6 protein-coding genes are annotated in these 9,582 nt (G+C 58.9%); 2 read left to right on the forward strand and 4 right to left on the reverse strand.

Going from position 1 to position 9,582, the window contains the following annotated elements; genetic code table 11:
* From Q7S58_RS17165 to Q7S58_RS17180, 4 genes are all read right to left on the reverse strand, one after another.
* Window positions 1-195 (reverse strand): transposase (locus tag Q7S58_RS17165; RefSeq protein ID WP_304828637.1); only part of this gene is annotated, 195 nt, incomplete at its 3' end.
* A gap of 417 nt (window positions 196-612) precedes the next feature.
* The gene (locus Q7S58_RS17170) at window positions 613-2,376 is read right to left on the reverse strand and encodes an ATP-binding protein (RefSeq protein ID WP_304828640.1); all 1,764 of its coding nucleotides are present in this window, start codon (window positions 2,374-2,376) and stop codon (window positions 613-615) included.
* Window positions 2,373-3,533, reverse strand: coding sequence for an SIR2 family protein (locus Q7S58_RS17175; RefSeq protein WP_304828643.1), 1,161 nt, complete (start codon window positions 3,531-3,533; stop codon window positions 2,373-2,375). Before Q7S58_RS17175 ends, Q7S58_RS17170 begins: the two co-directional genes overlap by 4 nt.
* A 130-nt stretch (window positions 3,534-3,663) precedes the next feature.
* Window positions 3,664-4,650, reverse strand: coding sequence for a tetratricopeptide repeat protein (locus tag Q7S58_RS17180; RefSeq protein WP_304828646.1), 987 nt, complete (start codon window positions 4,648-4,650; stop codon window positions 3,664-3,666).
* A 273-nt stretch (window positions 4,651-4,923) separates the two neighbouring features.
* On the opposite strand from Q7S58_RS17180, the gene Q7S58_RS17185 reads away from it, so the two are divergent.
* Window positions 4,924-7,614 carry a PD-(D/E)XK nuclease family protein gene (locus Q7S58_RS17185; RefSeq protein ID WP_304828649.1) on the forward strand — a complete coding sequence of 897 codons (2,691 nt, stop codon included), beginning with the start codon at window positions 4,924-4,926 and terminating at the stop codon, window positions 7,612-7,614.
* Between the two features lies 1 nt (window position 7,615).
* Entirely contained in the window at window positions 7,616-9,490 is a 1,875-nt protein-coding gene (locus tag Q7S58_RS17190; protein ID WP_304828652.1) for an exodeoxyribonuclease V subunit beta, read from the forward strand.
* Window positions 9,491-9,582 lie beyond the last annotated feature (92 nt).

Here is a 9,582-nt window from a genome sequence, read left to right on the forward strand (position 1 = left end):
AAAGGTCGAGTGGTCGAAGCCCGGCTCGTCCCAGTTCAGATCCAGGAACCAGCGGAACAACAGGTTGTAGTCCAACTGCTCGCACAACAGCCGCTCGCTGCGCACCGTGTACAGCGCCATCAACAGCGAGGCCTTCAGCAACCGCTCCGGCGGAATCGAGGGCCGGCCCACTTCACTGTACATCTGCTCGAACAATGGCGAGAGTTCCTCAGCGCGACCTCTGCCAATGACTTGATCATCCTGATCGGATGGTTGGCCGGTATCCGTTGCTCCGGATTCACCAACGTCAGCATCGTGGCCTGTGGCCGATCGTGTCCCCGCATCTTCCGCTCCCTCCCCAACCTGGATCACTTCGTTCCACTATACCGATGCAAAACCATCCGTCGATCCCAACACAGAAGAATTTTTCAACAGCCTGCTAGGAGGCACAACGCCTTCATCGCGGTGGACGCTCGCGCCAGCCAGGCGGATTGCTGGCTCATCAAAGCCGCCGGCGCGGGTGTGCGGTTTCTCTCGCTGTCGGCTTCCGCGTAGAACTGCACCCCAATCGACTTAAGCGCCTGCTATCGATCTAGACAAGGGTGAACTGTTCGACGACCGATTCGAAAAGAGTCATCGCTTTTGATACCGCCAGCGATTTGCCACGACCTTGATCTGTTCTTCGGACATCGCGGCGCTCTGCCATCCCTTGTCGAAGTCGATGTCGTTCGACTTGGGAAGCTGATCGGGCGAAAGGTCTCTGATCATGATGCGCGAGGGCAGCATTGCCGCCTGCCCCACAAAGATCGCTTCTTGTCGCCGCAGGCCAGAGAGCATCTTTGTGAGCCCCGCCATCGAGTCAGGGAGCATCCCGCGGACGTGCTCTCTATCTGACTCATTCGTAATTCGGAGCACTATCCAGGAGTTGCACTGGGACAAGACGGTTGCCTCAACCTCGCTCGGGCGTTGCGACACCAACATCAAACCAATGCCGTACTTGCGACCCTCCTTCGCGACTCTCCGGATGGCTTCTTGCGCCGCCTCGTATTGAGCTGCTCCGCTGTTTGGCACGTAACGATGGGCCTCTTCACAGACGAGCAGGACGGGACTCGCTTCGCGCTCAGGAACTGTTTGCCAAACCTTGAGCGAAAAAAGGGTACGCGCAATAGCAGCGCTTGCAGTACCTGCGACTTCATTTGGCACGCCCGACACGTCGACGATTCGCAGCGGCCCTCCATCCCCTAATAGCTGGCTCAGCACACCCGGAAACGGATCGTTCGCACCGTCCCACGGCCTCATCATGAACGCGAGTCGCTCGTCTTTGATAAGAGAGTCGAGCTTACGCAAAACCTTGTTGTAGTCTTCATGATCATTCTTGTTCTTGTTGGCCGGCCTCTGTGCGTTTATTGCGCCAACAAAACCGATCCCGTATTTTGTTCCGCCGAGTTCACCGAACACATCTAGCCCTGAAGGATCGCCAATGATGTAAGGAATCGGCGAATCAACAGTGAGTTTCATGGGGTCAAGATGCAGCGTGTCCCTCGCTGCGGTCATTCGCGCCGTAAGTAGCGCGTTCTTTACGATGTTCGATTGCGAGGTAGCCGCGTGTTCAGTCTTCCCGAGCAAGAGACCGATCGTTTCGTCTAGGTCTAACAGCCAGTACGGGAGCGAGAGCGTACCTTCATCAGTTGAAAGGCGCTTACAATCCTTCTCGGGGAACGCTTTGCCGTACTCGTTATGCGGATCGAGAATGACAATCTGCGGTGTCCAACTCGCGTAGCCCGCCTCCTTTCCCCGTTCAAGAATGCTGTGAATAATCGCTGCAACCGCACCGGACTTACCGGACCCGGTCGAACCGAGCACCGCAGTGTGCTTGCCGAGTAGTTCGTTCATATCCGCAAAGCACGGCGCACCGCCCGACCCGACGTGCTCGCCGAGGCGAATAACCGACCCTGTCCCGTGCCCATAGATGAAGCGCAGTTCCGACTTTGGTGTGAGATACACGGTCTGCTGCGGCAAGGGATAGGTCGCCACGCCACGTTCGAACTTCAACCTTGGTTTGCCGGCGGCGTCCGAGGTCCACTCGCCCTCCCCAAACAAGTCGGCCTCGACGATCCTCTCATCCGGCGAGGCGTTGGGCGCCAGACCGCGCTCGGCTTCGTACTCTGCTTTCATTCTGAGCCGACCGACAAGCGCGTAGATCAGGCGACGCCCGAAGTGGATGCGAACGATCGAACCGAATTGGCCGATCGGATAGGCCTCGCCCGCATAGACACGCGACAGCTCCGTCAGACCGGAGTCCAATTCGGCAATGACGTGAGATCCGTCTACTTCAATGATCTTGCCGATGGCCAAGTTCTCAATCGGATCGCCTGGATTGCGTTTCTCGCTGTTCATCGCTCACCTCCAAGCAGCCGAGTGATGTTCTCGAACTTCCACCATAGGAGGTCATTCGTCGCGCTTTCCGACTGAGTGCCGTGGAAGAAACCCCGATTAGCGAAAACGATCACCTGCTCTTTTACATCGTCGTCGTTATGCCATTCCTTCAACTGACCGGCAGGCTCGTTGTCAGACGTGAACACGACAATTGTGAGGTCACCTGCCGATTCCCGTAACGCGCGATCGAGTTCAAGATTGATGTGAGTGTCGCCGAATCGATACCCGCAGACGACCAGAACACACTGGGAACCGCGACTCGGCCGGAGCACTCGTCGAGCGCGCTCCCATAGTTGCGCGAAGGGGTCAAGCTGAGTTTCGCGGTATTTCGTCGAGGCGGGCCAGATGAGAATTCTCCGCTCGTTAGCCGCCTCGATTTCAAGACTAGCTGCGACCCGCCGAGGTAAAGGATCGCCCGGGAACTCGCACCAGTCGATCGATCCGTGCAGCTTGTATACGCGGGCCGCTAGACCGCTGCGATCGAATGTTCCGGGGCTCCACCAACCAGTCGCTCCTCCATCGAGCCCGTCCGAGGAAGGGCGCCGCTCCAATGCTAAGGCGTCCTCAAGTACGGTGTCGTAGTTCAAGACGAGGTAATCCACTACCTGACCAGACGTAGATTTCCCTGGCCGCAGGGGGCGATGCACAGCTCGAACAAAATGTTGGTGGGTTTCAATGGACACCTTCTTTAGTTCAATGACGGTCGCGATACCCAGCTTGATTTGATCGGCGGCCGCCCGTAACTGCGCTTCGCTATAGGAGACTCCCCCCAGAGAGATCTCTTTATTTGATGCACCTCGCGAGGTCCTTCGGTCAGCGATAGCGAGCAGGTCGATCAGCTCGCTCAAGTAGTCCTCAATGTTCGGGCTAACGGCACCATCGAAGAGTTCGCGAATTGCAGTAAGAATTGTTTTCGTGGTGTCGTCGAGCTTGTCGCTGTTGAGGGCCTTCTCAGTCAGTTCGGCTGTCAGGGGTAAGCCTGCGCACCTACTGCAGCCAGCTCCGATCAAGAACGCGCGACCAGTTTGGGCGGCCTTCTGCAGCTCTTCGAACTTTTCGATGGCCGCGACGAAACGCTTCTCACCAAGAAGAGCGGAAAGATCGTCGCGTACTGTCATGCTCTAGCCTCCTCAACGAATTGCTCGGTGTCCTTCCTGCTCCCGATTGTGCCGACTTGTTACAAAATCACCATTGCCCCAACAAACCGGCCGCGACGGCGACCCCGGCTCAAATCGTCGCCCTTCTTTGTCAGCGGTAATCAATAACTTTCTTCGTAAGGGCGACGAGTCGGCGCTTCACTCCAATCTTCGGATTCAGCGCGAGAGCTCGCCCGTATAGTGCGATTGCCTCCGGCAACTCGCCCAACTGTTCATGTAGGATGCCCGACAGCTTCAACGCATGCGCGTGCCAATCAGGATAGCCGTCGGCACCCTTCTGGATCGCCAGTTCTACCGACTTAAGCAACATACGACATCTCGGTGGGTCTATAGACGCGCCGCTGACTTTGAGTAGATCCTCAACCGTCATGATCAGCGTAGAGAAGTCGCCCCACTTCAGCTTGTCGGCCAACCATCTATCTCGATCGAGAAACTCACCGTCGAAAGAGTAGGCCCACTTTGGATCGGCATAGTCTTGGTACGCGCGGCCGCCATAAACGAGGAATAGCTTTCTCGTCGGAGCCTCGAATTCGTAACCGCTCGCCGCCCCGGATTGCGGTCGCCACTGAGCAATCACGAGCTTCTGAGACAGATCGAACAGCGTTAGCAAATTTGCATCTTCATTATCGCTGTACAGTGTCTGACAGACAGCAAGAGATCCATCGAGAGAAATGCCACTCTTGTCCAGATTTGCTCTGAAGCGCTTGCTCAGTATTGCGGAGCCATTCAACTCGAAGGCGTAGAAGATACCCTTGAGCCCGTCACCGAAGAGCCAGTCATTGATGACGAACCTGCCGTTGTCAGCAACCTTTCCATCGTTCGGTCGCTGCATGCGTCCGTGAGCCAGAACACTTTCGCCATCAAGGAGGACATAGTCGCCTTCGCCCTTATCGCGATGGCCCCCTACGTAACCGGCTGGATCGCTGTCGCGCCATGCAATCGTGTATCTTCCGTTTGCAGAACGGGCGTATTGACCGAAAAAATCCAGGGATTTGATGCGGAGAAACGTCTCGTCGTACACGAGATCAATGGCGGGCTGCATCTTTTCTGAACCGTTTCTTCGAGTAAACGGCCACATACAATTTCCTTCGGCGTTGCTTCAACGATATGCAGTTTGCGGTCGATACGCTACCCTGAAGTCATGACGGTAATGACCTTCCGGATGTGCTGAAGAATCGGGATGCGCAGGAACATGAAGATGGAGATTATTTGCGGGAGAAATGACCTCTTTTACACCAGGACGCGACGATCCGGCCTAGGAGGATTATCGCGTTCGAGCCTCTCTCTCCTCGCTGTTGAAACCGACCGGGCTTAGAAGGGTTTTCCACCATTCCTCGATTGGGGGCGCATCTTGCGCAGAACGCTTGTCGTCCATAGCCGCAACGCTTGGCGCAGCTACCGCACCCAGGCCGCCCTGCATTCCCGACAGGGCCTCCAGCTCTTCACTATCGAGCAACTAGCGGCGCGTCTGGCTGGAGGGTTCTTCCAACCGATTGACCCCGACGACCTGAAGACCGCCGTCGGGGAGGCTCTGGCGACGCCCTTGGGCGAGCTTGACGTGATCAAGGCGCTGCCCGGTTTTCAGAGGGCCGCTGCCGCGACCTTGGCCAAGGCTTGGACCGCAGGGCTGGACCTTGCAGCAGAAATCGCTGCGGCAAGCGATCCAACGGCAACGGCGCGCCTTGATTCTTTGGCTACCCTCGAGACGGCGGTGCTCGCACGCCTGCCCAAGAGCCAGCTCCGCCCGCACGATCTCGTTACCGCCGCCTTGGAGCGTGTCTGCTACGCGCCCACGCTTTTCGGCAGAATCGAAGTCCACGGGCGAACAGAAATGTCGCCGGTCTGGCGGCCGCTGCTGGCCGCGATCGCGCGAGAGACTGAGATCGTTTGGATCGCCGAAGCGAGACGCGTTCCGGAATGGCTATCTTCGACTGGGATCCCGGTAGAAGCGCGAGCGCCGGAGCGGCCGACCACCATCGCAATTTCATGTGCGAGTCCGCGACATGAGATTTTGGAGGCGTGGCGCTGGGCACGCTGGCATCTTGCCCAGGGAGCGTCTCCGCAAGAGATCGCGATCGCTGCGGCCGCGCCAGACGCTTGGGACGATCACATGCTGGCGCTGGCTGAATGCGCAAATCTTCCGATTCATTTCGTTCACGGGCGTGCGGCACTTTCAACTCCCCAAGGTCAGCTTGCCGCCGCGCTGGCCGAAATTCTCTTGCGTGGTTTCTCGCGAACGCGGCTCGTCCGCCTCATTGCACTCTTGCGCTCGCAAAGCCCCCGCTCTTCGTCCTTGCCGGGTGACTGGTGGCGCGCCTTGCCCGAAAATGCGCCTTTACTTGATGCCGCGCGTTGGAGACGCGCGATCTCGGCGCTGACACCAGAGAGTTTTTCTGATGGTACAGACCACCGGCCGCTGCTCCGAGAAATCGTCGAAACTCTCAGCAAGGGGCTCAACGAAGCGGCAGAGATCGGCCAACTGCTTCTTGCAGCAAAAGCGCTAACTGTCTGGCGCAAAGCGCTGACAGAAGGGCCACCCGCTGCGCTCGACGTAACGCTCACTGGCCTGCGCGTTGACGATGGTGTGGAGCCTGATACTGCCATACTTTGGGCTCCGGCGTCCGCGGTTGCGGCCGTCCCGCGCCCGCTCACTTGGCTGGTTGGCCTGACTTCGCGATCGTGGCCGCGGCGTGCGACCGAAGACCCAATACTCCCTGACCACATAATCGCTACGGCTCGCCTCGATCCGCTGCCAGTACATCAGGCCGACCGACGCGATTTTCTGACGATTCACGACATGACAAGTCGCGAACTTGTCTGTTCGCGGGCGCGGCGCGACAGCGGGGGGCGGCTACACGGAATGTCTCCCCTCTACCCGCGCGGTGTGAACGAGGTCTATCTCGCTCAAAGCCGAGAACCCGAGCATGCGGCAAGTGCCGGCGACCGTTTGCTGGCGCGCCCCGACGAGTTCGCGGGGCTGCCGCTTGCGATGTCAGCGCTCCAGACGTGGATCGACTGGTATCGAGAGCAAATCACGGGTCACGACGGGTTAGTGAGGCCGAACCATCCACTGCTTCTCCGGGCGCTTGACCGGCGGCAATCGGCAACCTCCCTGGTAAAGCTGCTGCGCGACCCTTTGGGATATCTGTGGACCTACGGTTTTGGATGGGCCGAACCCGAAGAGACCGACGAGCCGCTGACACTCGACCCGCTTGCGTTCGGCAATCTCCTGCACGAGATTCTTGAAGGAGCGGTGACTTGGCTCGAAAGTGCCGGCTCTGGTGGATTTGCTGGCGCTTCAGCTCAGGACGTCAGGCGGGCCGTCGAAACCGCTGCGGAAATGGTTGCCACTCGTTGGGATGAGAACCGGCCGGTGCCACCTCCTGTCGTCTGGAAACGCAAGCGTGCGGAGGCAGTTGAATTGGCTGTCATCGCTCTATCCGAGCACGATGACGGACTGCCCGATCAGCATAGCTGGGCTGAAATTCCGTTTGGTGGAGACCCAAAAGCCGACGACCTTAGCGAAGGAGTGCGTTCGGCGCTCCCATGGGACCCGATCGAGCCGGTGATTATCCCCGGTACTGCCATCCGCATCGGCGGGTCGATTGACCGCCTCGATCTCGCTGGCGACGGAAGCCGCGCTCGCGTCACCGACTACAAATCAGGAAAGCTCGGTGGCGGCAAGCCTCCTCAACTAAGGGGCGGAGCTGAGTTGCAGCGGTGCCTCTACGCTTACGCGGTCAAGGCGCTTGTCGCCGGCCACCCGCAGGTAGACGCCCGACTCGTTTATCCGCGCAAGGACGGCCAAGTGCTACTGCTTGAGAATCCTGAGGGAACGCTTGAAAAGCTTGCCGCATTTCTTACTGCTGCCAGTGCCTCCTTCGCTGCGGGCACTGCGCTCCCAGGCCCAGCTGCTGAAGAGACCTGGTATGACTTGGCGTTAGCCCTGCCCGGCGGCGCGACGGAGAGTTATCTTGCGGCTAAATTGCGGCTGGTCGCACAAGAGCTTGCTGCGATCGCACCGCTATGGGGAGACCCTTGAGATGCCGCAAGAATCCGCACTTGAGCGCCTCCCCGATGCTTCGGCACGCTTGGCCGCCTTGGCGGACCATCATCGCACTCTCGTCGTTGAAGCCGGCGCAGGCAGCGGCAAGACTGCTCTCATGGCGGGGCGAGTTGCCCTCCTTCTGGCTGCCGGCGTTCATCCGAACGGCATCGTCGCCATAACCTTCACCGAGGCAGCCGCCTCAGAACTTCTTGAGCGCATTGAGCGCTTTGTGCAGGAACTTCTCGGCGGCCAAGTCCCCGTGGAACTTTCAGAGTCCTTGCCCGAAGGGCTAACCAATGCGCAAAGGCAGAACCTTGAGAGCGGGATTGACGCTCTTGACGAAATCACATGTACGACAATTCACGGCTTCTGCCAGCAGTTGATAAAGCCGTATCCCGTAGAAACCGGAATTGATCCGGGCGCGGCCATCATCGATCCCGCAGCGGCCGAGCTCGCCTATCAAGATCTGATGGAAGCTTGGCTCTCGGCCCGTTTTGGGCGGGACCGCGGCGCCGAAGGTCTCGGGCGCATTCCCCCAATAGCAGGGGTGGGCGGTGAAGACGATTTCTTTGCCGAATTGCTCTTCAAGGCGCCCGACGAGACGCTTGAGCTGATTAGCAAAACCTCTCAATTTCTCAAGGCCCATCGGACGGCGCAGGCATCTGCCGCGATAGTCGATCCCGCGACCTTTGCGCGGCTTGCGGACGCGGTTACCCAATTCTCCGCTTGGTACAACGGTTGCGGCGTTGCAGAGCCGACGACCGGCGAACTTATCGAAGACCTGACGCAAGTTGCCGCTCGGGCACGCGAGGCGGCAACGGAACCGATGACCGGGCGCCGTATCGCCGAACTTATATTCCACAAGGCGCCGCAAGCATGCAAAAAGGGGGAGAGCGCGTTCAAGCAGTGGGGCCGTAAGGGCAAATGGAGGGACGCCGGCAGAGCAGCGGGACTGACCGCTGCCCAGAGCGAACATCTGAGTGCCGCCGGCGAGTCCCACTATCAGGCCTGCGGTGAAGAGTACCAAGCGTTTTGCGATGGTTTAGGCGCGCTCGCTTTTCAACGCTTTGTCACAGAATTCGGCGCCCTCAGAGACCTATACCGGGACTACAAGCGTAATGCCGCGCTTCTCGACTTCGACGACCTGCTCCATCATGCCCGCGATCTTCTGAAGAGCAACGAAGGGGTGCGTCAAGCTCTCGCGCAGCGCTACCCTCGAATTCTGGTCGATGAGTTCCAGGACACCGATCCGTTGCAGGCCGAAATCCTGTGGCGGCTCGCTGGTGAAGGTGACGCGGCGTCGCCGTGGTACGAACGCACAATCCGTCCCGGGGCGCTCTTTGTCGTGGGCGACCCCAAACAGGCAATCTACCGTTTTCGCGGCGCTGACGTAAAAACCTACCTCGTCGCCAAGCGGGCGCTGTCAGCTCGTGATCCGACGGCCATCTTAGAAGTGTTTGCTAATTTTCGCTCGCAGCCTCCAATCCTCGAATTTGTGAACGCCCATTTCGCGGCATTGCTTGACGAAGCACAGGGACAACCCGGCTTCACGGCTCTTACGTCCGTGCGCACCCGCGGTGACGAACCGGGCGTAGCAGCCTTCGAGATCGCACTTGATGACCGACATAAGAACGGAAAGGGCAACTTGGTGGTCGACTTGGTGCGTCGAGAGGAAGCGTCGATTGTCGCGAACATTGTGCGAGACCTCATCGGCGCCTATCCGGTGTGGGACAAGGACCAAAAAAGATTCCGGCCATCGCGCGCAGGTGACATTGCCCTACTCGCTCCAACCGGTACCAGCCTCTGGATTTACGAGCGGGCCCTAGCAGGCTGCGGAAAAACGAGGAGTTTTCCACTCGATCGGATATAGTGGAGTAGGAAGAGGTTGTAGGAGGAGGTGGCGGAGATGCGTGGGGTGGACCATCAGCAGAGCGGAATGTTCAGCTACATATCGGCGGAGCG

Origin of the sequence: Candidatus Binatus sp. (assembly GCF_030646925.1) — a bacterium.
GTDB lineage: Bacteria > Desulfobacterota > Binatia > Binatales > Binataceae > Binatus.

Bases quoted from the DNA above. Each gene is read 5' to 3' on its own strand.
- Q7S58_RS17170 (WP_304828640.1), bottom strand. From the start codon at position 2,376: ATGAACAGCGAGAAACGCAATCCAGGCGATCCGATTGAGAACTTGGCC.
- Q7S58_RS17175 (WP_304828643.1), bottom strand. From the start codon at position 3,533: ATGACAGTACGCGACGATCTTTCCGCTCTTCTTGGTGAGAAGCGTTTC.
- Q7S58_RS17180 (WP_304828646.1), bottom strand. From the start codon at position 4,650: ATGTGGCCGTTTACTCGAAGAAACGGTTCAGAAAAGATGCAGCCCGCC.
- Q7S58_RS17190 (WP_304828652.1), top strand. From the start codon at position 7,616: ATGCCGCAAGAATCCGCACTTGAGCGCCTCCCCGATGCTTCGGCACGC.